General features: G+C 67.2%; 18 protein-coding genes. 10 read left to right on the forward strand and 8 right to left on the reverse strand.

The window, feature by feature from the left end; all coding sequences use genetic code 11:
- The first annotated feature begins 2 nt into the window (after positions 1–2).
- From AC0Z36_RS09340 to AC0Z36_RS09380, 9 genes are all read left to right on the forward strand, one after another.
- Positions 3–1,205, forward strand: coding sequence for an isochorismate synthase (locus AC0Z36_RS09340; RefSeq protein WP_485462272.1), 1,203 nt, complete (start codon positions 3–5; stop codon positions 1,203–1,205).
- Positions 1,202–2,797 carry a (2,3-dihydroxybenzoyl)adenylate synthase gene (locus AC0Z36_RS09345; RefSeq protein WP_485462273.1) on the forward strand — a complete coding sequence of 532 codons (1,596 nt, stop codon included), beginning with the start codon at positions 1,202–1,204 and terminating at the stop codon, positions 2,795–2,797. Before AC0Z36_RS09340 ends, AC0Z36_RS09345 begins: the two co-directional genes overlap by 4 nt.
- Positions 2,794–3,426: an isochorismatase family protein gene (locus tag AC0Z36_RS09350; RefSeq protein ID WP_485462274.1), complete on the forward strand. Its 633-nt coding sequence runs from the start codon at positions 2,794–2,796 to the stop codon at positions 3,424–3,426. The genes AC0Z36_RS09345 and AC0Z36_RS09350 overlap by 4 nt, the downstream gene beginning before the upstream one ends.
- Complete coding sequence (locus tag AC0Z36_RS09355) at positions 3,423–3,650, forward strand: phosphopantetheine-binding protein (protein WP_485462275.1); 228 nt, start codon at positions 3,423–3,425, stop codon at positions 3,648–3,650. The genes AC0Z36_RS09350 and AC0Z36_RS09355 overlap by 4 nt, the downstream gene beginning before the upstream one ends.
- Positions 3,647–10,696 (forward strand): amino acid adenylation domain-containing protein, encoded by a 7,050-nt coding sequence (locus AC0Z36_RS09360; RefSeq protein ID WP_485462276.1) that lies wholly within the window; start codon positions 3,647–3,649, stop codon positions 10,694–10,696. Before AC0Z36_RS09355 ends, AC0Z36_RS09360 begins: the two co-directional genes overlap by 4 nt.
- A complete protein-coding gene (locus tag AC0Z36_RS09365; protein ID WP_485462277.1) occupies positions 10,693–10,911 on the forward strand; it encodes an MbtH family protein in 219 nt (72 codons plus the stop codon). The genes AC0Z36_RS09360 and AC0Z36_RS09365 overlap by 4 nt, the downstream gene beginning before the upstream one ends.
- A gap of 29 nt (positions 10,912–10,940) precedes the next feature.
- A complete protein-coding gene (locus tag AC0Z36_RS09370) occupies positions 10,941–12,314 on the forward strand; it encodes a DHA2 family efflux MFS transporter permease subunit (RefSeq protein WP_485462278.1) in 1,374 nt (457 codons plus the stop codon).
- A gap of 144 nt (positions 12,315–12,458) precedes the next feature.
- Positions 12,459–12,692: a type II toxin-antitoxin system VapB family antitoxin gene (locus AC0Z36_RS09375; RefSeq protein ID WP_485462279.1), complete on the forward strand. Its 234-nt coding sequence runs from the start codon at positions 12,459–12,461 to the stop codon at positions 12,690–12,692.
- Positions 12,689–13,096 carry a PIN domain-containing protein gene (locus tag AC0Z36_RS09380; RefSeq protein ID WP_485462280.1) on the forward strand — a complete coding sequence of 136 codons (408 nt, stop codon included), beginning with the start codon at positions 12,689–12,691 and terminating at the stop codon, positions 13,094–13,096. The genes AC0Z36_RS09375 and AC0Z36_RS09380 overlap by 4 nt, the downstream gene beginning before the upstream one ends.
- A gap of 25 nt (positions 13,097–13,121) precedes the next feature.
- Here AC0Z36_RS09380 and AC0Z36_RS09385 read toward each other — a convergent pair whose 3' ends face one another.
- Complete coding sequence (locus AC0Z36_RS09385) at positions 13,122–13,682, reverse strand: SUKH-4 family immunity protein (RefSeq protein ID WP_485462281.1); 561 nt, start codon at positions 13,680–13,682, stop codon at positions 13,122–13,124.
- A 161-nt stretch (positions 13,683–13,843) separates the two neighbouring features.
- Here AC0Z36_RS09385 and AC0Z36_RS09390 point away from each other — a divergent pair, with 161 nt between their 5' ends.
- On the forward strand, positions 13,844–15,040 hold the full coding sequence (locus tag AC0Z36_RS09390; protein ID WP_485462282.1) for an SUKH-4 family immunity protein: 1,197 nt from the start codon (positions 13,844–13,846) through the stop codon (positions 15,038–15,040).
- Positions 15,041–15,095: 55 nt separating this feature from the next.
- Here the strand turns inward: AC0Z36_RS09390 and AC0Z36_RS09395 are convergent, their stop codons facing one another.
- From AC0Z36_RS09395 to AC0Z36_RS09425, 7 genes are all read right to left on the reverse strand, one after another.
- Positions 15,096–15,662 (reverse strand): SUKH-4 family immunity protein, encoded by a 567-nt coding sequence (locus AC0Z36_RS09395; protein ID WP_485462283.1) that lies wholly within the window; start codon positions 15,660–15,662, stop codon positions 15,096–15,098.
- 111 nt (positions 15,663–15,773) lie between these two features.
- On the reverse strand, positions 15,774–17,195 hold the full coding sequence (locus tag AC0Z36_RS09400; protein WP_485462284.1) for an SUKH-3 domain-containing protein: 1,422 nt from the start codon (positions 17,193–17,195) through the stop codon (positions 15,774–15,776).
- 38 nt (positions 17,196–17,233) lie between these two features.
- Positions 17,234–17,848, reverse strand: a complete 615-nt coding sequence (locus tag AC0Z36_RS09405) for an SUKH-4 family immunity protein (protein WP_485462285.1) — start codon at positions 17,846–17,848, stop codon at positions 17,234–17,236.
- Positions 17,849–18,013: 165 nt separating this feature from the next.
- Positions 18,014–19,879 carry a WD40 repeat domain-containing protein gene (locus tag AC0Z36_RS09410; protein ID WP_485462286.1) on the reverse strand — a complete coding sequence of 622 codons (1,866 nt, stop codon included), beginning with the start codon at positions 19,877–19,879 and terminating at the stop codon, positions 18,014–18,016.
- A gap of 25 nt (positions 19,880–19,904) precedes the next feature.
- Positions 19,905–20,765 (reverse strand): nucleic acid/nucleotide deaminase domain-containing protein, encoded by an 861-nt coding sequence (locus AC0Z36_RS09415; RefSeq protein WP_485462287.1) that lies wholly within the window; start codon positions 20,763–20,765, stop codon positions 19,905–19,907.
- Between the two features lie 23 nt (positions 20,766–20,788).
- Positions 20,789–21,346, reverse strand: a complete 558-nt coding sequence (locus AC0Z36_RS09420; protein ID WP_485462288.1) for an SUKH-4 family immunity protein — start codon at positions 21,344–21,346, stop codon at positions 20,789–20,791.
- Between the two features lie 31 nt (positions 21,347–21,377).
- The coding region (locus AC0Z36_RS09425; RefSeq protein ID WP_485462289.1) for a nucleic acid/nucleotide deaminase domain-containing protein at positions 21,378–22,537 on the reverse strand (1,160 nt) is incomplete at its 5' end.

Raw genomic sequence — 22,537 nt, forward strand, 5'->3', positions numbered from 1 at the left:
TCATGAGCAACCTTCAGGGCGCGATACCCCAGGTGTCGCCACTGCTCGACGACTATCGGCCGGGCGCGTTCTGCTTCGCCGCGCCGGGCGGGACTCTGCTCGCCGGGGGAGTGGTGGGCGTCGTCCCGCAGTCCGGCGGAAGCCTTTCCGAGCGTACGGCCGCGCTGCTCGCGGCAGCCGGCTCGGCCGGCTACCGGGACCCCCTCGTCGTCGGCAGCGTGCCGTTCGACCAGGCGGCGGAGATCCGCCTTGTTGTCCCGGCGACGGTCGGCCGGGCTGGTCCGGTGCCCGCGCGACGATCGGATCCGCAAAGCGTACGGGCGCTCTCCGTGCGCTGCGAACCGGAACCCGGAATCTTCACCAAAGCAGTCGCGGGTGCCGTCCAGCGGCTCACCGCAGGGGAGTTGGAGAAGGTCGTCCTCGCCCGCTCCCTTGAAGTCACCACCGAAACGGCGGTGGACGTCCCCGCACTCCTGCGCGCGCTGGCCTACGCGGACCCGCGCGGCTACACCTTCGCCGTCGACCTGACCGACGGCCCTGTCCCGCCCGGACAGCCCGTCGAGCACCGGACGCTCGTCGGCGCCAGCCCCGAACTCCTCGTCTCCAAGCACGGGGACGCCGTCGTCTCGCACCCGCTGGCCGGGTCCGCCCGCCGCTCCGCGGACCCGGCGGAAGACGCCGCGCGCGGTGCGGCCCTGCTGAGCTCCGCCAAGGACCGCCGCGAACACGCCGTTGTCGTCGACGCCATCGCCCGGGTGCTGCGGGGGTACTGCCGGGACCTGACGGTGCCCGCTGAGCCCTCGCTGGTGCGGACGGCCACGATGTGGCACCTCGGCACACGGATTGAGGGCACTCTCCGGAACTCCGCGGTGTCGGTCCTCGAACTGGCCGAAGCACTGCACCCGACGCCTGCCGTGTGCGGCACGCCCACGGCTGACGCCCGCGCGCTGATCGCCGAACTCGAACCCTTCGACCGTGGCTACTACAGCGGCATGACCGGCTGGTGCGACGCCCGCGGCGACGGCGAATGGATCGTCACCATCCGCTGCGCGGAGGTCCGCGGGGACTCGGTACGCCTGTACGCCGGAGCCGGGATAGTCGCCGGATCCGACCCGGCGGCGGAACTCGCGGAGACCAGCGCCAAGTTCGGCACGATGCTGCGCGCACTGGGCCTGGGGGCCACGTTGCCGGAGCAGACACGATGAGCGGCCGTGACTTCACCCCGTGGCCGGCCGAGTTCGCCGAACGCTACCGGGCCAAGGGCTACTGGCAGGGCGTCACCTTCGGTGAGATGCTGCGGGCCGCAGCGGTGGCCTACGGGGACCGCACCGCCGTCGTCGGTGGTGACGCCCGCTGGACCTATGCCGAACTCGACGCGCTTGTCGACCGTACGGCCGCTGGATTCTCCGGGCTCGGCATCAGTCGCGGCGACCGGGTCGTCGTACAACTCCCCAACATCCCGGAGTACTTCACCACCGTCTTCGCCCTGTTCCGTATCGGCGCGGTCCCGGTCTTCGCCCTCCCGGCACACCGCGAGGACGAGATCGCGCACTTCTGCGCGGTCACCGAAGCCGTCGCGTATGTGATCCCCGACGAGCCGGCGGGCTTCGACTACCGGGCACTGGGGCGTACAGTCCAGGCCCGGGTGCCGACGCTCCGACTAGTGACCTCCGTCGGCGAGATCTTCGAACTCCCAACTTCTATAGGTGAGTTGACTTCTGGTCCCGCCGCGTCCGACGTGGCGTTCCTCCAGCTCTCCGGCGGCTCCACCGGGGTGCCGAAGCTGATCCCGCGCACCCACGACGACTACTTCTACTCCGTGCGGGCCAGCGCGGACATCTGCGGCCTGGGCGCCGGCACCGTCTACCTCGTGGCACTGCCCGTCTGCCACAACTTCACGATGAGCTCGCCCGGAGTGCTGGGTGTCCTCTACGCGGGCGGCACCGTGGTGCTCGCGCCGTCCCCCGACCCGAAGACGGCGTTCGCGCTCATCGAACGGGAGCGGGTGACCATCACGTCGCTGGTGCCGCCACTGGCCCTGCTGTGGCTCGACGCGGACCGTACTCCGTACGATCTCGGCTCACTCCAGAGCCTCCAGGTCGGCGGCGCGAAGTTCGCGGAGGAAGCCGCCCGGCGGGTACGGCCCGAGTTGGGCTGCCGGCTCCAGCAGGTCTTCGGGATGGCCGAAGGCCTCGTCAACTACACCCGGGACGACGACCCGGACGACATCGTGACGGCCACTCAGGGCCGCCGGATCTCACCCGACGACGAGATCAGGATCGTGGACGACAAGGACCAGCCCGTGGCCGCCGGGACAGTCGGCCACCTGCTCACCCGCGGGCCCTACACGATCCGCGGCTACTACCGGGCCGCCGCGCACAACGTGAACGCCTTCACCGGCGACGGTTTTTACCGGACGGGCGATCTCGTCCGGATGACCCCCACCGGTCACCTGGTCGTTGAGGGCCGGGCCAAGGACCAGATCAACCGCGGCGGCGACAAGATCGCCGCCGAGGAGGTCGAGAACCACCTCCTCGCGCACCCCGACGTGCACGACGCGGCCGTGGTCGCCGTCCCGGACGCCTACCTCGGCGAGCGCACCTGCGCGTTCGTGATCCTGCGACCAGACCGCACGGTTTCGGTTCCGCAGCTCAAGGCCTTCGTCCGGGACCGCGGCATCGCCGCGTACAAGATCCCCGACCGGGTGCGCTTTGTGGAGTCCTTCCCGTACACCGGCGTCGGCAAGACCAGCCGCAAGGACCTGCGCGCCGCACTGTCCGGGATGGAGACCGCGTGAGCATCCCGAAGATTCCGCCGTACGGTATTCCCGCGGACCTCCCCGGCAACCGGGTGCCGTGGACCCCGGACCCCGCGCGCGCGGTCCTGCTGATCCACGACATGCAGGAGCATTTCCTCTCCCGCTATGAGCGCGCCGCCGAACCCGTCGCAGGAGTTGTGCGGAACATCGCCCGGCTGGCCGGGCAGTGCCGGGCGCTCGGTGTGCCCGTCGTCTACACCGGGAAGACCGGCGGCCACACGCCTGCCGAGCGCGGCCTGGAGCTCGACTTCTGGGGCCCCGGCATGCCCGCGGACCCGCAGGTCGAGGCGATCGTGGACGAACTCGCCCCGGTGGACGGCGACATCCGCCTGGTGAAGTGGAAGTACAGCGCCTTCATCGGCACCGGCCTGGCCCGGCTGATGGACGGCCGCGACCAGTTGGTCATCGTCGGGGTGTACGCGCACATCGGGGTCCGGCTGACCGCGTCCGACGCTTTCATGCGGGACATCCAGCCGTTTGTGGTGGCCGACGCCGTAGCGGACTTCACCCAGCGTCAGCACACCGAGGCCCTGGCCTGGGTGGCCGGTTGCTGCGGCGTCGTGACAACAACCGACGAAGTTCTTCTGACGCTGAAGGAGCCGAAGTGAGTGCCGTTCCAAAGACCCTGGCCGAACTCCGCACATCTGTCGCCGAGTTGCTCCAGGAGGACGCTGCCGGGCTCGGCTTCGACGACGACCTCACGCTCTGGGGCCTGGACTCCATCCGGGTGATGACCCTGGTCGAACGCTGGCGCTCCGGAGGTCGCGACGTCGACTTCGCCGACCTCGCGGAGACCCCGACACTCAACGGCTGGTGGACGGTCCTGTCATGATCACCAGCAGAAGTGGAACCAGCGCCACCACCCGGCTCCCGCTGACCGGGGCCCAGCGCGGCCTGTGGTTCGCCCAGAGCCTGGACCCGGCGAATCCGGTCTACAGCGCCGGCGAATACATCGAGATCAACGGGGACATCGACCCCGCGCTGTTCGCGGAGGCCGTCCGGCAGGTCTTCGCCGACACGGAGGCCCTCGCACTGCGAATAGACGACAGCGGCGACGCTCCGACGCAGATCCTCGACGGCCCGGTGGTCCCGCATCTGCCGGTGCTCGAACTGCCCTATGCGGAAGCCGTCTCCGCGATGCGCGCCGAGCTGGCCGTGCCGGTCGACCCGCGCGCCGGGCAGGTCTACGGGACCGCTCTCTACCGGGTCGGTCCCGCCGGCTGGCTGTGGTGGCTGCGCGTGCACCACGTCGCGCTGGACGGCTACGGTTTCGCACTGGTGACCAAGAGGGTCGCCGAGGCCTACTCGGCCCTCTGCGACACCCAGGACCAGGTCGCCCTGAGCGCCATGCGGGCACTTGCCGCCTTCAGCGGCCCCCAGGCCATGGAAACCCTTGACCGCACCGGCTCGTTCCCGGTGCGGGTGTCGGCCGGCGAGGGCCGGACCCGGAGCGGTCGGGTCAGCGGATTCCAGCTCACGAACCTCCTGGACCAGGAGGCTGAGTACCGCGCCTCCGCGCAGCACACCCAGGACGCGGCTTACTGGAATCAGCGTTTTTCGAACCTTCCTGACGTTGCCTCACTGTCGGCACGCTCCGCGCCGGTCTCCCACGGCTTCCGCCGCTCCACCCTGCGGCTCGACACCGGAACCCGGGCCTCGCTCGAAGAACTCGGCCGCGCGTCCCGCGCCACCTGGGCCGATGTCCTGCTCGCGGCCACCGCCGCCTACCTGCACCGGATGACCGACGGCGACGAGGTCGTCCTCGGACTCCCCCTGTCAGCGCGCGTCGGCGCGGCAGGGCTCCGTACGCCGTCGATGTCCATGAACGTGCTGCCGCTCCGGCTCAGGACCGAACCCGCGACAACGGTGGGTGAGTTGCTGCGCGAGGTCGTCACCGAGGTGCGCCAGGTGCGCAGACACCAGCGCTACCGGGGCGAAGACCTCCGGCGCGACCTCAAACTGCTCGGCGGCGGACGGCGGCTGTTCGGCCCGGTTGTGAACATCATGCCGTTCCGGCAGACGCTGGACTTCGCGGGTGCCGTCGGGACTGTCCACAGTGTCTCCGCCGGCCCTGTGGACGATCTGGCGTTCAACATCGCTGTTGAGGACGGCGGTCTGCGGATAGACCTGGACGGCCATCCCGATCTGTACGGGGATACGGAACTCGTGGCGCACACCGACCGGTTCGGGCGACTCCTGACGGAACTCACCGAGGGCGGCACCGGCCTCCCGCTGGCCCGCATCGACCTGAAGATGAACAGCTTCAGGATCTCCGGCAGCCGCGACTTCACCACGGCGAACCTCCGTGGCGGCGACGTGACCGTCGACCACCTGCTGTCCGTCCAGGCCTCCCACACCCCCGACACAGTCGCCGTTGTGGTCGGCGACCAGCGCGTCACCTGGGCGGCCCTGGACGTACGGGCCACCCGCATCGCCCGTGCGCTCGCCGCCAAGGGAGCCAGGCCCGGGACCACGGTGGCCGTCACACTGCCACGCGGGCACGACCTCGTCGCGGCGGTCTTCGGAGTGCTCAGGTCGGGAGCGACCTACGTGCCGCTCGACCCGGCCTACCCGGCGGCCCGCCTTGCGCTGATGGTGGAGGACACCGAGCCGGTGTACGTGATCTCCGACCTCGCCGAACTTGAGGACGGGATCGAAGGACACCCCGTCCCGGTCCGCCCTGACGATGCCGCGTGCATCATCCACACCTCCGGATCCACCGGCACGCCCAAGGGCGTTGTGCTCACGCACAGGTCGCTGGTGAACCTCTTCCACAGTCACGGGGAACGCGCCTGCCGCGACCGTCTGCGGGTCGCGCACACGGCTTCGTTCTCCTTCGACGCGTCGTGGGACCCGCTCCTGTGGCTGCTGCACGGACACGAGCTGCACATCCTGGACGATGAGACCTACCGGGACCCGGACGCGGTCGGGCGGTACGCGGCCGAGCACCGCGTCGACTACCTCGACCTGACCCCCGCTGTGTGGCAACAGGTCCTGGAATCAGGCGCGTTGGGCGAGCACGCGCCGGCCTTCGCGGTCGTCGGCGGCGAAGCCGTCCCGCCGGCACTGTGGAAGGCGCTGAACGAACTGCCGGGCACGGTGGCGCTGAACCTGTACGGCCCGACCGAAGCCACCGTGGACGCCTACGTCTGGGACGGCGACGGCGGTTCGACGATCGACGGAACACGCGGGTACATCCTGGACAGCGCACTGCGTCCGGTGGCCCCCGGCGGTGTCGGTGAGCTGTACCTCGCCGGTGCCGGCCTGGCCCGGGGTTATCTGAACCAGCCTGTCCGCACCGCGGAGCGCTTTGTCGCCGACCCGTACGGCCCGTCCGGATCCAGGATGTACCGGACAGGCGACCTGGCCCGGCACGGCAGTGCCCTGGAGATCCTCGGCCGGGCCGACGACCAGGTGAAGATCCGCGGCTTCCGCATCGAACTCGGCGAGGTCGAAGCGGGGCTGCTGTCCCACCCCGGTGTGGTCCAGGCCGCCGCTGTCGTCCGCGAAGACGGTGGCGAGCGACGCCTCGTGGGCTATGTGGTCGGTCCGGCCGACAGCGTTCAGGTCCGTGACCATGTACGGGAGAACTTCCCCGCCCCGCTGGTCCCGTCCGCGGTGGTCGTGCTGGCAGAACTGCCGCTCACCCCGAACGGCAAAGTCGACCGGAAGACACTCGCGAGCGACGCTCACGCGCCCGTCCTGGTCGGCGGCGGCGGGCGGGAACCCCGTACGCCGGTCGAAGTCCTGTTGTGCGAAATCTTCGCCGAAGTCCTCTCCGTGGCGGCGGTCGGCATCGACGACGACTTCTTCGACCTCGGCGGTCATTCGCTGCTCGCGGCACGGCTTGTCGTCCGGGCCCGGCAGATCGGCGCGGAACTGACCATCGGGCGGGTCTTCGAACGCCCGACAGTGGCCGGGATCGCTGACGGTCTGGTGCTCGGGGGTGCGGCGGCAACCTCCGTACGCCGGCAGCCGCGCCCGGCACGCATCCCCCTCTCCCCGGCGCAGAGCCGGCTGTGGTTCCTGGAACGGATGGGTTCCGCCGGCGCGGCCTACACGATCCCGCTCGCGCTGAAACTGACCGGCCCACTGGACAAAACCGCACTGCGCGCCGCGCTGGGCGACGTCGTCACCCGGCACGAAGTCCTGCGTACGGTCTACGCGGAGGCGGACGGCGAGCCGTACCAGCTGGTCCTGGACGACGTCGTTCCCGGCCTCCCGGTTGTGCCGATCGCGGCAGCGGATCTGGACGCGGCGATGCGCGAAGTCGCCGGGCAGGTCTTCGATCTGTCCCGTGAACTGCCTTTGCGCGCCGTGCTGTACAAGACCGGATCCGATGAGCACACGCTCCTCGTGACCCTGCATCACATCGCCGCGGACGGCTGGTCCGTCGGCCCGCTCGTGCGGGATCTGTCGACCGCCTACCGGGCCAGGACCGCCGGTGCGGAACCCGCGTGGGCTCCACTGCCCGTGCAGTACGCGGACGTCGCCCTGTCGCCGGTGCCCGCGAGCGCCGCGGGACTCGACTTCTGGGTGAAGGAACTCGAAGCGCTGCCGGAGGAGTTGACACTTCCGACGTGCCGTCAGCGCCCCACGCAGCCCACCGCCCGGGGCGGCTCAGCCGATCTCACCATCGACAGCACGCTGCACGCCCGGATCGCCGAACTCGCCCGCAGTGAGGGCGCGTCCACCTTCATGGTGGTGCAGGCCGCCCTCGCCGCCCTGCTGTCCAGGCTCGGCGCCGGTCCGGATATCCCGATCGGCACCCCCGTCGCCGGCCGACACGACCCGGCGTTCGACGACCTCGTCGGGTTCTTCGTGAACACCCTCGTCCTGCGCGCCGACGTCAGCGGGGATCCGACGTTCGCCGAACTCGTCGACCGGGTCCGCACGGCCGATCTGGCGGCGTTCGCGCACCAGGAAGTCCCCTTCGAACGGCTGGTTGAGGTCCTCAACCCGGCCCGTTCGGCCGGCCGGCACCCGCTGTTCCAGGTGATGCTGGCCTTCCAGAACACTCCGTCAGAAGACCTCGACCTGGCGGGACTGACCGGGGGGATCCGGCCGTTCACCACCGGCTCGGCGAAGTTCGACCTGACGGTCAACCTCGCGGAACTGCCGGGCCAGGGCGGGCTGACCGGGTTCCTGGAGTACTCCGCGGACCTCTTCGACCACCCGGCCGCGGAGTCGCTTGCCCACCGGCTGGTCCGCTTCCTGGACACCGTTGTCAGCGAACCAACCGTGCGGGTAAGCGCGGTGGACCTCCTCGGCACAGCAGAACTCTCCCGGATCCTGGTCGACTGGAACACGCCCATCGGTGCGGTCACCGACGGTGACGACCTGCTCCACGAACTGTTCACCGCCCAGGCCAGGCGCACGCCCGAAGCCGTCGCAGTCAGTTACACCGACCCTGAGTCAGGCGTGCGTACGGAACTCTCGTACGCCCAGGTCGACAGACGGGCCAACGGCCTCGCGCACCGGCTCGTCGCACAGGGCGCGGGGCCTGAACGCCTGGTCGCTCTGGCACTTCCCCGTACGCCCGACATCGTCGTGGCCCTGCTCGGTGTCCTGAAGTCCGGCGCCGGCTACCTGCCGCTCGACCCGGCCTACCCCGCCGACCGGCTGGCCTACATGCTCGCCGACGCACAGCCCGTGTGTGTAGTCGGCGGCGAACACCTGCCGCTCGGGACCGACGAGGCCGACGAACCACCGGTTGTGGACGTCCACCCGGACCACCCGGCCTACGTCATCTACACGTCCGGCTCCACCGGCAAGCCCAAGGGCGTTGTCATCCCGCACCGCAACGTGCTGCGGCTGTTCACCGCGACTGACCACTGGTTCGACTTCGGCCAGGACGACGTCTGGACGCTGTTCCACTCGTACGCCTTCGACTTCTCCGTGTGGGAGCTGTGGGGCGCACTGCTCTACGGCGGCCGGCTTGTCGTCGTTCCGCACGCGGTCAGCCGCGACCCGGACCGGTTCCTGTCGCTGCTCGCCGACGAGCGGGTGACGGTCCTGAACCAAACCCCTTCTGCCTTCTACCAGTTGGCGCAGGCGGACACCGGTGGGCCGCTGGACCTGCGCTACGTCGTCTTCGGCGGCGAGGCGCTGGACACCGCGAAGCTCGTGCCCTGGTACGCCAGGCACGCGGAAGACGCACCGCGCCTGGTGAACATGTACGGCATCACCGAGACGACCGTGCACGTGACCTACGAGGCACTGAACCGCGCGTCGAACGGCTCCCCGGTCGGGCGGGGCATCCCCGACCTGCGCGTCTATGTGCTCGACGGTTCGCTGCGACCGGTCCCCCCGGGCGTTGCGGGGGAGTTGTACGTGGCCGGAGCCGGGCTCGCCCGGGGCTACCTGGGACGCCCCGCGCTGACCGCGGAGCGCTTCATCGCGGACCCGTTCGGCCAGGAATTCACCGAGCCCGGATCGCGGATGTACCGCTCCGGTGACCTGGCGAAGTGGCGTACGGACGGCACCCTCGACTTCCTCGGCCGCGCCGACCACCAGGTGAAGATCCGCGGATTCCGGATCGAACTCGGCGAGGTCGAGGCAGCGTTGGCCAGCCACCCGGACGTCGCCCAGGCCGCGGTGATCGTCCGCGAGGACCGGGCGGGCGACAAGCGCCTGGTCGGCTACGTCGTCGGCACGGTTGATCCGGCGGATCTGCGCGCCCACGCGGCCCGTTCGCTTCCCGGGCACATGGTGCCCTCCGCCGTCGTGACCGTCGGGCGACTGCCGCTCACGGCCAACGGCAAACTCGACAAGGCCGCACTTCCGGCCCCGGAGGTCACCGTGACCGGCCGTGGCCCGCGCACGCCGCGCGAGGAAGTCCTGTGCGGGCTGTTCGCGGAAGTCCTCGGTCTCGACAGTGCCGGTCCCGACAGCGCTGGTCACGACAATGTCCGTTACGGCAGTGTCGGCATCGACGATGGATTCTTCGACCTGGGCGGCCACTCGCTGCTCGCCGTCCGCCTGCTCGCCCGGGTCCGCGACACCCTCGGTGTCGCGCCGACCATCGCCACGCTGTTCGCCAACCCCACCGTGGCGGCACTGGCCACCAGCCTCGACAGCGGCCAGGACCCCCTCGACGTGCTGCTGCCACTACGGCCGTACGGCGAACTGCCGCCGCTGTTCTGCGTCCACCCGGCAGGAGGGCTCAGTTGGTGTTACGCGGGACTCCTGCGCCACCTGGAGCGGGAACGTCCGGTGTACGGATTGCAAGCGCGCGGAGTGTCGCACCCGGTCGAATTGCCGGAATCTCTCGTGGAGTTGGCGGCCGAATATGTGGACCGACTGCGCGGCGCGCAGCCGCACGGCCCGTACCACCTGCTCGGCTGGTCCACCGGCGGCATCATCGCCCACGAGATCGCGGTGCAACTGCGGTCCGCGGGTCAGGAAGTCGCGCTGCTCGCCGTACTCGACGCTTATCCGGCCGAAGGCCTGCGGCCCCTGCCGGCCTCCGACGAACCGGAAGCGCTTGAAGCCCTGCTCGCCATGGGCGGCCACGGCCCGGAGGCCTTCGGCACCGCGACCACCCTGGAGCAGGTGTCGGAGATCCTGCGTGACGAAGGCTCCCCGCTCGCCGGGCTGTCGGCCGAGAAGATCACCGCGCTGCGGGACGTCTACCTCAATACGAACAGCCTGGTTCGGACACACGACACCGGCACGTACGACGGGGACGTCCTCTTCTTCCGCGCGACCGTCGACACGATCGACGACACGCTGACCGCCGACTGCTGGCAGCCGCACGTAACCGGTGCACTGGTCAACCACGACATCGCGTGCACCCACAAGGACATGACGCAGCCTCAGCCCATCGCTGCGATCGGCGCGCTCATCATCGATCACCTTCGTAAGGAAATGTCGTGAAGCAGGCTTTTGACGATCCGGACGGCAGCTTCCACGTCCTGGTGAACGGCGAGGGGCAGCACTCGCTGTGGCCGGCCTTCGCGGTCGTACCGGCTGGGTGGACCGTGGCCCTGGCGAACGCCGGGCGCGCGGACTGCGCTGATTTCATTGAGAGTTCGTGGACGGACATGCGTCCTCTCAGTCTTCAGTCGCACGATCTGCGGACCGCCCGATGAGCCTGGACGCCGCCACTGTCTCCGTTTCCGTGCGACGGAAAGAATTCGCGATCATCGCGGTGTACGTCACCGCGATGGTCATGAACGGCATCGACGTGACCGTCGTCGGTGCCGCGCTGTTCACCATCAGCGGCGACTTCTCGGTCACCCCGGCCGCCGCGAACCTCGTCGAGACGGCGTTCATCGCGGCGCTCGCCGTGGTGCTGCCGATCGCCGGCTGGCTGGGCGACCGGTTCGGCGACAAGAAGGTGTTCATCTCCTCATTGACCGCCTTCACCGCATCGTCCGCACTGTGCGGAGCGTCAAGCTCACTGGGCGAACTGGTGCTGTGGCGCATCATCCAGGGTGCGGCCGGCGGACTGCTCATCCCCGTCGGCATGACCATCCTGTTCCGGGCGTTCGCGCCCGAGCGCCGGATGAAGCTGTCCCGCTACATCATCATCCCGACGGCCCTGGCCCCCGCGCTCGGCCCGCCGCTCGGCGGACTGCTGACCGACCACGCCTCCTGGCGCTGGGCGTTCTACATCAACCTGCCGTTCGGCATCATCGCCGTACTGCTGGCCCTGCGGTACCTGCCGAAGGGCGAGAAGCACAACCCGGGCCCGCTCGACCGACGCGGACTCCTCCTTGTCGCCCCCGGCCTGGCCGGGACGATGTACGCACTGGCCCGCGGCGCGGAGCGCGGCTGGACCTCCTGGGACATCCTGCTCTCCGGCCTGGTCGGCGTGGTCCTCATCGCCGTGCTCATCCGTAGCCAACTCCGCACAACCGAACCGCTGTTGGATCTGAAACTGTGGTCCGACCCACACTTCCGGGGCGCTTCCCTGGTCATCACCGCGGCCATGTGCGGCTTCATGGGGATGCTCTATCTGTTCCCGCTGCTCTACCAGGACGCCCTCGGCGGCTCCGCTTCCGACGCTGGACTTGTTGTGTTCCCGGAAGCGCTCGGCCTCATGATGGCCGGTCAGGTCGCCGACCGGATGGAGCGGAAGTGCGGCGTCCGCCGTACGGCACTGCTGGCTTTCGGCGGAGCCGTACCGGTCTTCGCCGCGCTGGCCTTCACCGGCCCGGAGACGAGTCCCTGGCTGGTCCGCGCCCTGATGTTCGGCGTCGGCCTGATCCTCGGCACCGGTGTGCTGGTCGTCCAGGTCACCGGCTTCACGAACGTCGACAACGCCCGGATGGGCCGGGCGATGTCGCTGTTCCAGGTCCAGCGCCAGCTCGGCAGCGCGGTTGGCGTGGCACTGGCCGCATCGGTCATCCACGCCGGCATGTCCGACGGCGGGGCGTCGCAAGGGGCCTACCGGGCGGCGCTGCTGGTGATGGCGGGCTTCTTGCTGGTGGCGTTTGTGGTGGCGGTGCGGAGTATCCGCGAGAAGCCTGCGGAGGCTCGGATCAACTAGATTTCCGGAGTGGGTGATCGAAGACAACGCAATCGAGACAGCGCAATCGAAGACAGCGCACACGCTCGGTGATCGATTGATGCGACGTCTGTCACGTGCGTGTACGATGTGGGTGAATCATCCACATCATCCACGGAGAAGCCGATGAGTCTGACAAACATCGACATCGACGACGCGGCGCTCGCCGAGGTCATGCGGCTGACTGGTTGCACGACAAAGAAGGACACCGTCAACACTGTTCTGCGGGACTATGTGGCCCGCGTCAAGCGGATCGAAGCGCTGGAACAGCTTTCACAGCGCGCTGCGCGCGGTGATTTCGATCAGGCTCAGCAGGCGCACGATGCGGCCAAACAAGCTCGGCGGGACGCCTTTCGATGATCCGCTATCTCATCGACACCTCGGCGCTTTGGCACCTGCTCCGTAACCGGGAGGTGCGGGAAGTCTGGTCTCCGCGAATCGCGGCGGGCGTACTGCACATGTGCGCGCCGACGCGTACGGAGTTTCTGTACTCCGCGCAGAGTCCTGAGGACCGCGATCAGCTCGAATCGTGGCTGTGGGACCTCTGCGGAGATGTCCCCGTCCCGAAGACCGGGTGGAGGTGGGTTGAGAGCGTGCAGTACAGGCTCACGCAAAAAGGCCAGCACCGGTCAGCCGGCGCCCTGGATCTGCTGCTCTGTGCGACAGCTGTCCACCATGACCTGACGGTCCTGCACGTCGACGACGACTTCGCGACAGTCGCAGCTGTTTTCCCTGAGGTGGAACAGCGCGATATCAGGGCGTGACCTGGTCTAGACCTTCAGTGACCTCCTAGAAATTGAGGCCGTGCTTGATGTCCTGGAAGTATCCGGACCACATCGGAGCGGACTCCGCAAACGGGACGGGATCGTACGGATCCACGGCTGCGCGGACAGTGTCAAGGAGCCTCGCGCAGTCGGCGTCGGTCGAGGATTCCGGAAACAGCGCAGCTTCCTTGTCGATCAAGTACAGAATCATGCAGAACGATGAGAGGTCACTGTTGACCAGCTGGAAGTCCTCAACGAACTCGTGGTACGCGTAAACCTTTCCGGTCTTCGGATGGACGAAGAGGTAGGTGTCCTGGAAGGCTCCGATGAGGACCAGGGCGCCGAACTCCGTCTCTGTTTCAGCGATTTCGTCCACATCCAGAAGAGGGGCGCCCCGCTGGTTCACCTCAGGGGCCAGGATCTCCGTGACCATGGAGAAGGCTCCTCTGGGGATCCCTGTCCCGGTGAGAAAGTCCAGGATCTCGCCCTCGGCGAGGTAGAGGCGCAGTCCTTCTGGAGTGGCACGCAGGATCTCCCGCTCCGGGTAGATCTCCAGTAGGTCCTGGTGGCTGATGTCGAAGAGCAACGGTCACTCGCCCTCAGGTTGTGGTGATCGGCACTGGCGATGTGGAGTATCAGTCACGGCAGTCGATGGTGAATCCCCGGGGTGTCACGGTTGCGCGGGGTCCTCGGCGTCACCGTATACAGCTCCCGCGTACGCTCGCCCACATGATCAGGGGAGAGAGCATGCGCGTCAGCATCACTGCGGATCAAATGGCCGAGACGTTCGGCCCGGATGCGGTCGTGAGGTTCGCCGTGCCGCATCCGGCGATCACGCACGAACCCACCCGGCGCTTCCTGACCGAAGTCGGGCTGCCGCAGGGTGGCGGACTGCTCAAACTCGCGTACCTGGTGGAAGGGGCGGTCAGCACGCCGGGCGACCTCTACCCCGGCGTCGCGGGTTTGCCTGACGACGAGGCCCGGCTGCTGATGATCGGCGAGTTCGAGCACGGACACTGGGCGAAAGTCCTTCTCGACGGATCGACCGGAAAAGTTTTCGCGGGGACCTGCTTTGTCGGTCATCCGGACCTTTTTGGGATCGAATACCTCGCCGCCGACCTCTCCGTGATCATTCAATTCATGATGCGGATCGAGCAACTGCGTTCGGGCACAATGGAGTTCGCGCAGCTTCCTGGCGGGTACGGCGCTTTGGCGGTGGACGAGGCCTCCGCCCGTCTGCTGGCGGAAATCCATGAGCACGATCCGGACCTCCTTGTGGCAGGCGACGAGGTTTCCGGTTTCTGGCGGGTGTCGGCATTCATCTGGCCGTTGCTGTACGACCTGGCACCGTCTTCCGGCGGTCTGGCGCTTGAGGTTCCGTACGAGCGTCTGGTGGAAGAGTTCGGTGGGGACCAGGTATTCCGCTTCAGCCCGGAGGATCTGCCGGTGGTTCTGACCCACCAGCCAAGCCGCAGATTCCTGCAGGAAGTAGGGATTGTTAATGCAGGGATGTTCGAGGCCACGGACAAATCGCCGCTGATTACGCTTGCCGAACACTATGCAGGTCTCGATGAGGACGTGTACAGCGAAGCCCCGGATAATGCCCGAGAGCTCGTCTATCTCGGCTATCTGCTGGAGGACACCGACCTCGTACTCGACGGAATCACGGGGTGCGTGTACGGGTGGCACGGACCTGAAGAAGAGATGTGGCCGGTCAACGCCGACCTGTCGACGCTGGTCTTCGCCCAATGGCTCGTCTCCCGGGCGCAGCATTACGACCGGGAGGCAAGCGTCACCGACGACCATGAGTCTCTCGCGGCGGTGCTGACAGCGATCCTGCGGACTGTCGATCAGGTAGTACGGGACGGCAGTTCGCAGGAGGGATTCCAATACTGGGCGGAATCGATCGGGGACCAGTCGAACGGCCTGTTGTGCGGCACGTGACCAGGGGAGAGCCCCGCAGTCGGAATTTATGCGGCAACACGGGACTCTTCATCAGTCACGGAATGATATAGAGCCCGTCGGCGACCGAGATGAAGTAAGAGTTCCACAGATGACAGGACTCGCGGAACGGAACTGGGTCATACGGCTCAACGGCTGCGCGGACAGCGTCGGCCAAACGCGCGTAGTCACCGGCGGTGGGTTTTTGGGACGCCGGGGGCATGTGCTTGTGCACGAGGTAGATCATGGTGCAGAACGATGAGAGGTCACTGTTGACCAGTTCGAAGTCCTCTCCCATGTCGAAGTATGCGTAGACCTGCCCGTTCTCCGGATGGACGAATATGTAGAAGACTTGGAATCCGCCGATGAAGACCAGAGTTCCGAACTCGCACTCGGCTTCGGCGATTTCATCCAAGTCGAGGAGTCCGGGAACCCGCTGGTTCACTTCCGGGACGAGCAGCGACGGGATCATTGAGAACTCCCCGCGGGGGATTCCGGTGGTGCACAGGAAGTCCAGGATCTCGCCCGAACCGAAGTAGGGGAACAGTGCTCCCGGTGCGGCGCGGACGATCTCCCGTTCCGGGAAGACTTCCAGCAGGTCCTGGTGGCTGATGTCGAAGAGCACGGGCCAAACCTTCCTCGGGCGTCAGGGGCGGCAGGGATGGATGCGCCGAGGCACCGTCCTGACTGCTGATCGGCAGTCAGCTCGACCGTAGGCCGGGTCCAGGGGCCAGTTTCACCAATTGCCGTCCTGCCGCACCCGGGGCATGGCGCTGCCGGCGAGAAGAGTGTTCAACGCCGCGTTGATGTCCGAGCCGAGGAAGTACTCGCCGGTGTGGTCTACCGAGAAGACCCGGCCTGTCGCGTCGGCGACCAGGAACGCCGTACCGTCCCGGAGATGTCCGATCGGGGTAACTGTGTGCCCGAGGCGTCTTCCGAAGGCAAGGCAGAACCAGGAGGTATGCAGCGCGACGGTCAGGTTGATGGTGAAGGACGAGAGCGCGAACTCCGAACCGGCGCCGTGCTGTTCGAAGTGTGTTCCGCCGTGTTCCGCCCAGATTTCGACGGCTGCGGGATGGACGGCGTGACCGTGGCCGTCCGGCGACCGGAACGCGGTCAGCTGGGACTTCCATTCCTGTGCCCGAGCGTCGTCACGCCTGCCGAGTGCCAGACCGGCCTGAGGTGGGCCGGTGGGCAGGGGGCGTGGCGTGAGGGTGTCCGTACCCGACCCGAATTCGATCCCGAAGTGCTCCAGCATCGCCGCGCACGACCGGCACGGAGGCTGGAAAGAGCCGTTTCTGAGATCGCCCCGTTCGCGAATATGACGGACTGTCACGGAGGTGTTGTTGAGCTCGAAGGACTCGCGGGCCCAGGTGGATTCCATCTCGGGGTCACCCCAGTCCTCCTGCATCTCCCACAGGAGATCGGAGAGGAGCGCAGCCTCAGGGCAGCGGCCCATGCCGGGTTCGCGGGACACGACAGGCAGAGTCTCGAAGAAGCGCCGCAACAGCGGGTGATGTTCAGGTTCCGCGTCACCCCAGGCGGTCGTACGGCTGGCTTCGTAGTCGCCGCAGGTCATGTTGCTTCTGCTGGCGGGGGTGAAGGTGAAGATAACTGATTCGCCCCGGCTGACGGCCTCCAGTCCTCTGACGCACTTCGGGAGGAGGTAGAACGGCATGTCGCAGGGGACCTCCCCGCCACTGATCCCGCGGATGAGCCCGATGAGCGCGTCATCCATGGATTGGCCTTGGTGGAAGAGCCCACCGACCGGATGAAACGCGTAGACCTTCCCGCTTTCACCCATGATCAGCTCGCTTTCGCCGCCCTCCGAACTTCCGAATCCGAGGGGCAGTTCCTCAAGCCAGTCCCTGAACTCCTGCGTGCCATCGGCGTTGAGCCATGGTTGGATGTCGCCGATGGCGAAACTGAACCGGCCGATGTTCACCCCTGGACCCAACTGTTCGACTGCGAGGCCGCCGAATTCGGCCAGGGCGGCGCGCAGCGCGGGGAAGACCTCGCCCGGAATCTCCTTCTCCCGCATCTGCTGGTCCATCGCGGAGATCCAGCCGGAGAAGCTGTCGCTGACATCGCGACCGGGGAACCACCCGGCCGCGCGCAGGACTTGGTCGACGTCTTCGGGGAAGCGTTCAGCGGACAACGCACACACCTTCATCGGTTGCGGAAGCAGAACGGGGGTCAGCCCCAGACGCCTTCGGTGAAGTCGAACATCAGGATGTCCCACCAGGGAGACGCCTCAGGGCCGAACGCGGCGGGGTCCCGCTCCGCCATCCAGGTGCGCAACGCGTGCCCGGCCGCCTCCCGGGCCGGGCCTTCCCTGGGCCGCTCATGGTCGGTGACGGTGAGCCGGAGGAGGAACTCGACGAAGGCCGCGAGATCGCTGCTGACCAGTCCGGCGTTGTCGCCGTCCAGGATCAGCACCTGGCCGGTCACGCCGTCGAGGAAGACTTCGTCGTCCACCCAATAGCCGAGGAGGACAACGGGGTTGCCCGTCTGCTCAGCCTCCGTCGGCTCCTCGAATTCCGCGACGAAATCGATGAACGTCCCGTCGGGCAGCCCGATTTCGCTGAGCACGGAACGAGCCGTCGGATCGGCGAGCAGCGGACTCAGCGAACCGGGCGGGAACAGTGTCACCGCGGCATCCCCGAAGGCGGAGACCAGTGCACCGTACGAAAGCCCGGTGTCCGCAACCCTGTGACGAGGCCCGCCGGCCGGGTGCGGGAACGGAACCGGTGCGGAGCCCGGGGCGACCAGGGCCAACCCGTCGGCCGTCGTACGGATTTCAAGCAGCAAGGGGCGTCTGCCTTCGGCCTCCCGGAGCAGTCCGTGCTGCGGTGGATCCGGCGGCCTGGTCGGACGAGGAAACACAGCGGTGGCCGTGCCTGTTGCTCGAACCCGGGAACGGGATCATCGACCTCTGACCATGAGCGGCTGGAGCCCATTCGGAGCGGAACAGGCTCAGCCGTTCAGCCGGATGCCGACAACGCCGTCCGGTAGCCCGACTATGACAGTTCCATCCGGTGTCACTGCCAAGGACAGGACGGCGGAGCCCAACCTGATGTCCAGATCGCGCTCGTGGCCCGGGCGGGTCACGCGGATCAGGCCGTCAGCCCACGCCGTGACGACTGTCGGTCCGGTGGGGCTGGCTTGTGCTGCGACGGCTGTGACAGGACAACCGTGTTGTTCCATCGGCTCGTTCATCGGGTCGGACATCGGGTTCCACACCCGTACCGTCCCGTCCGCGCCGCCACTGATCAGCAGCGGGATGCGCGATTCCGCGTCGATGTGCAGAGCGGTTGCGGCCAACGCGGTCACCGGGCCCCGGTGGGGGAAAACAGAGCGCACGCCTGAACCGCTTGGTACCGAACCGCCTTCCAGCCGGTCGGCGAGGGAAACGGCAGGTGCTATCTCTTGCGCGGCGGTGTGCCAGTGGACCGCACCGTCGGCGTCACCGACGGCGGGGACGGTGTCGAGTGCCCCGGGGACGGCCGCCAGAGTGGTCGGGCGGCCCTGGGCGGCCCGGTGCAGCCGGTCGAGGGCATCGAACGTGCTTTGGAGCTGCGGGTCGTCGTAGTCCGCGGTCCCGGTCACGTCGATGCCGCCGCTGTCGGATATCAGGAACACCGTTCCGTTGTCCGCGCAGGTCAACGAGTGCGTCGGCATCGGGCCGGGCACGACCGTACGGCCGAAGGGCGCGCCGTCAGCGGCCCGCAGAACCCGGACCATCCCTGACGGATCGGCGATCAGGACACAACCTTCGTACGGTCCGTGCCCGGCGCACAGGGCCGATGCGGCCCCAGGCCAACGGGAGTTCGGTGTTCCCGTCACGCCGGTCCGCCAGTGCGCCCACACGGCGCGCCAGCCCGCGCCGGAAAGCATCGGTGCCAGCCGGTCGGCGGCGACGGAATCCCGGCCGGTCAGCCGGGTGTGCAGGACGGCCGCACGGACAGCGGAGTCGGGCTGGTCGACCAGGCCCGGTCCGGCCTCCTGCCACGCGGTGGCGAGCGGTTGGCCACTCACGGCGGCGAAGGCGGCGGTGACTGCCTCGGGCCGGGCCTGCACAAGGAACTGAGGGTTCGCCAGGAACGGTCCTGCCGTGCCGGCTCGGATCGCTTGTCGCAGCAGCGCGGTCGGCTGCGCCTCCAGGAGGTCCTGGGGGCTTACCGGGGCGGATCCACCGTCCGGGCGAAGTAGGCCCAAGGCCCGGCCGGGGGAGGGATAGACCGCGTCGGGATCCCCCGAAGCGTCGGCGAGCGAGGCGCACCAGCGTGAGAAGCGGTCCCGGTCGGTCCAGCGCGGGTCGTCGAGATCGAGGGTCGCCGGGGCGTAGAGCGTGACGAAGGTTTCATCCTCCGGCGTTCCGGCGACCACCTCGACGACAAGACGCACATGGTCGAACTCAAGCAGCGGGTTGAGGAGTTCCTCGACAAGACGGCGGGGTTCGTCCGGCAGGCCGGGGCCGCCGGCCCTCCCGAGATCGGCCACACTCAGGGTGGTCGGGCGCTTGTCGGCGGCCACGGCCTCAAGCAGTCCGACGGGGGTGCGGGCATGCACACCCAGCTGCCGGGCCAGCACCCACACGGTGTTCTCCACGGTCAGCCCGTCGACGGGCACGATGCCGTGAATTCGCAAGGGCGTCGGGGCCGCTTCGGTCCCACACGTGGTCACCAACCAGGCCAGCAGGTGGGATTTGCCCGCCCCGGCGGACCCGGTGACCTTGCACAGTCGCGGTGCGCGGGTGTCGTGCAGCCAGCTCAGGAGCGCCTTCCCCGCGTCCTGTTTCCCGGCGCGTAGCGGTGGCAGCCGGAAGGTCGAGTCCGTCAACTGATGCTCCCGTTGGAAAGGTTTCTTACTGTTCCTGGAGCCCGGCGATGTGCAGTAGCAGCGCCCGGGTGCCTTCTTCGCGCGATTCCGCAGTCTGCCCGTACGGGAACTTGTGGGTGAACTCGGCGTTGGGGAAGACCTGGCCGAGCCACAGGGCGCAGTAATGACCCGGCATCACGCACGGCTCCAGCTCGCCGTAGACGCGGGTGACGGAGTCACCGGACACACCGACAGCGGCCAGGCGCTCCCACAGGATCTCCTCCGGGTGGGGCAGCCCGGGGCCGCCTGCCTCCGAGACGATCTGCTTCTCACCGTGGGCGTCCACGAACTCGAAGGCCGCGGACGGGCCGGCGTTCAGGGGGAGCCGGATGTCGTCCAGGACCCGGGGCCACCAGCCCTCGCGGTCCTCGAAGGACTGCGGGTCCGCTGCCATGAGCGCGGTCCGCAACTCCCGGTAGAAGCCGAGCGCTTCGTCCTGGTCTGCCGTTCCGGTGATACGTACGAGTGTCTGATCGAGCATCAGCAGCCCGGCGGCGAAGGCTTCCACGGTGCTGTTGACGGGTAGCTGCGGCATGTCCAGGCCGAGGAGAACGGCGTTGACCGAGCCGTCCCGGTCTACGTACAGCTCCGCGCCCCGGTCGGTGCCGAGCCGCAGCAGCCCGGCGGGCACCGGGTCGTCGGTCAGCCCGGAACCCGCGGCGTACTCCGCCAGATCGGCGGGTTCATCGCCTTCGGGGACGGTGAAGTACGGACCGACCTGGACGGGCAGGCCGGTGGCGGCCAGGAACTCTTCAGCGGCCGATGGGGCGTCAGCCCCGGTCGGATAGCGGCGCAGTCCCTGGGGGCCGAAGTGTTTGGTGAGTGCGGAGGCGAGGTTGGAGCTCATGGTTGTGTCACCTTACCCGGAGCCTAGAAGATGCCGTCTTCGACTGCGGTGAGGTAGGAAACCCACAGGTGGCAGTCGTTGCGGAACGGAACTGGGTCGATCGGTTCCACAGCCGCGCGGATGGTGGCTAGCCCGCTTTCTCGGATGTCGTTCTCTGGATCTTCTGAATCCAGAAAGATTTCTTTCTTGAGCAGATAGAGCATTGTACAGAATGACGAGAGGTCACTGTTGACCAATTCGAAATTCTCGCCCATTTCGAAGAAGGCGTAGACTTTGCCATCCTGCGGGTTCACGAATATGTAGAAGTCCTGGAATCCGCCGAAAAGAACCAGATTTCCGAACTCGGTCTCAACTTTCTTGATGTCGGTCAGGTCGATAAAACCGGGATCATCGTTGTTCAACCCGGGGACAATTGCGGGAGCGACCATGGAGAATGCGCCTTCCGGGATTCCCGTTTCGCAGAGAAAGTCTAGAACCTCTCCGGTGCCGATAAATTCTAGAAGCTTTTCCCTGGCTGTGCGCAGGATGTCCTGTTCGGGGAATATTTCCAGGAGTTTTGCGTGGTCGATATCGAAGAGCATTTAAATACCTCAGGTCTTATTGGGAATTTTTTCAGTACGTGTAAGGTCGTCGACCGCCGGTGCCGCTGAAATTGCCGACCTTATGGTCATTCTTGAGGTCGGTCAGGTATTCATCGAAGGCCTTTTCTCGCGGTTTCCTGTCAGATATCGACGAGTCATATTCCGTCGAGTAAGTGACGTTAAGATTTGGATTGAGCTGTGGATCATACAAGTGTTGGCTCAACCAGCGTTCGCAATTCTTGCCGATCGGAGTGGTTACGCACGGGGCGCGTTCGGTGTAGAGATCAGTGACCTGGTACTGCATGTTGTTGTGTACTAAAGGTGTTCCAATGGACCGTTCTGAGTGATTTCGCTTGTTGCTGCTGCGTCCGACGAGGATGAATTCTCCGTCGGCATCGGCATATCTCAATGAGGCATAGTTCTTTCCGCTGTACCCCTTCTGGCCGGCAGCTGAGACTGCCTGGCGAGTTTCCTCAACAGCTCGAGATAGATCCGAGGGCTGTGTGAGGGGGTGCGACTGGAGCAGGGTCCGCGGCGGCCGTCCGGCATTCCTGTCCTTTTGCTGCAAATTTTCCCATTGCTCGTCCGATGAGGAAACTGGTACTCGCCTTGTGATTCCATCCTTAGGATCAACGTAGTTTTTTTCGCGAACAGTTCTTCCATCGTCGTTCACGATCCGGCGGATCGGCCCCGTGTCGGTGGCATCGAGCGGCACCAGTTTGCCATTCTCCACCCGGTGGACGGTGCCCTTGTCGTCGATATAGTACGTCCGGACAGGCTTCTTCGCGCCAGGGCCGGACGGCCCCTGCGTCGTCCCCGGGCTCTTGCCGTCTCCGGTCGGAGTGGTGACCTTGTCGATCCGGGTCTTGGCCTTCTTTTCGCCGCCGCGCATCGTCGTGGCGTTGCTCTTGAGTCCGTCGCCGGTCTTGGCGACGGATTTCTGCAGGGTCTGTCCGGCGCGGCTGTGGCCGTCGGCTATGGGTTGGAAGGCTTTGGCGAAGGCCTGGCCGATGCTGTCCCGCTGCATGAAGTCGCCTTTGGCGGTGATCACGCCGGTGAGTTTGTCGTGGGCGTTCTGCATGCGGGTTGCGGCGCGGTGCATGCCGCCGCCGGCGGTGTCGAAGTGGTCGGGGGTGAGCTGGAAGCCCTGGCCGCCCTTGGGTGGCGGTCCCGCCGGGGCCGTGCTGCCCG

The sequence above is a fragment of the Kitasatospora sp. UYEF31 genome, assembly GCF_057291755.1.

Bases quoted from the DNA above. Each gene is read 5' to 3' on its own strand.
- AC0Z36_RS09360 (WP_485462276.1), top strand. From the start codon at position 3,647: ATGATCACCAGCAGAAGTGGAACCAGCGCCACCACCCGGCTCCCGCTG.
- AC0Z36_RS09380 (WP_485462280.1), top strand. From the start codon at position 12,689: ATGATCCGCTATCTCATCGACACCTCGGCGCTTTGGCACCTGCTCCGT.
- AC0Z36_RS09375 (WP_485462279.1), top strand. From the start codon at position 12,459: ATGAGTCTGACAAACATCGACATCGACGACGCGGCGCTCGCCGAGGTC.
- AC0Z36_RS09415 (WP_485462287.1), bottom strand. From the start codon at position 20,765: ATGAGCTCCAACCTCGCCTCCGCACTCACCAAACACTTCGGCCCCCAG.
- AC0Z36_RS09340 (WP_485462272.1), top strand. From the start codon at position 3: ATGAGCAACCTTCAGGGCGCGATACCCCAGGTGTCGCCACTGCTCGAC.
- AC0Z36_RS09390 (WP_485462282.1), top strand. From the start codon at position 13,844: ATGCGCGTCAGCATCACTGCGGATCAAATGGCCGAGACGTTCGGCCCG.
- AC0Z36_RS09345 (WP_485462273.1), top strand. From the start codon at position 1,202: ATGAGCGGCCGTGACTTCACCCCGTGGCCGGCCGAGTTCGCCGAACGC.
- AC0Z36_RS09420 (WP_485462288.1), bottom strand. From the start codon at position 21,346: ATGCTCTTCGATATCGACCACGCAAAACTCCTGGAAATATTCCCCGAA.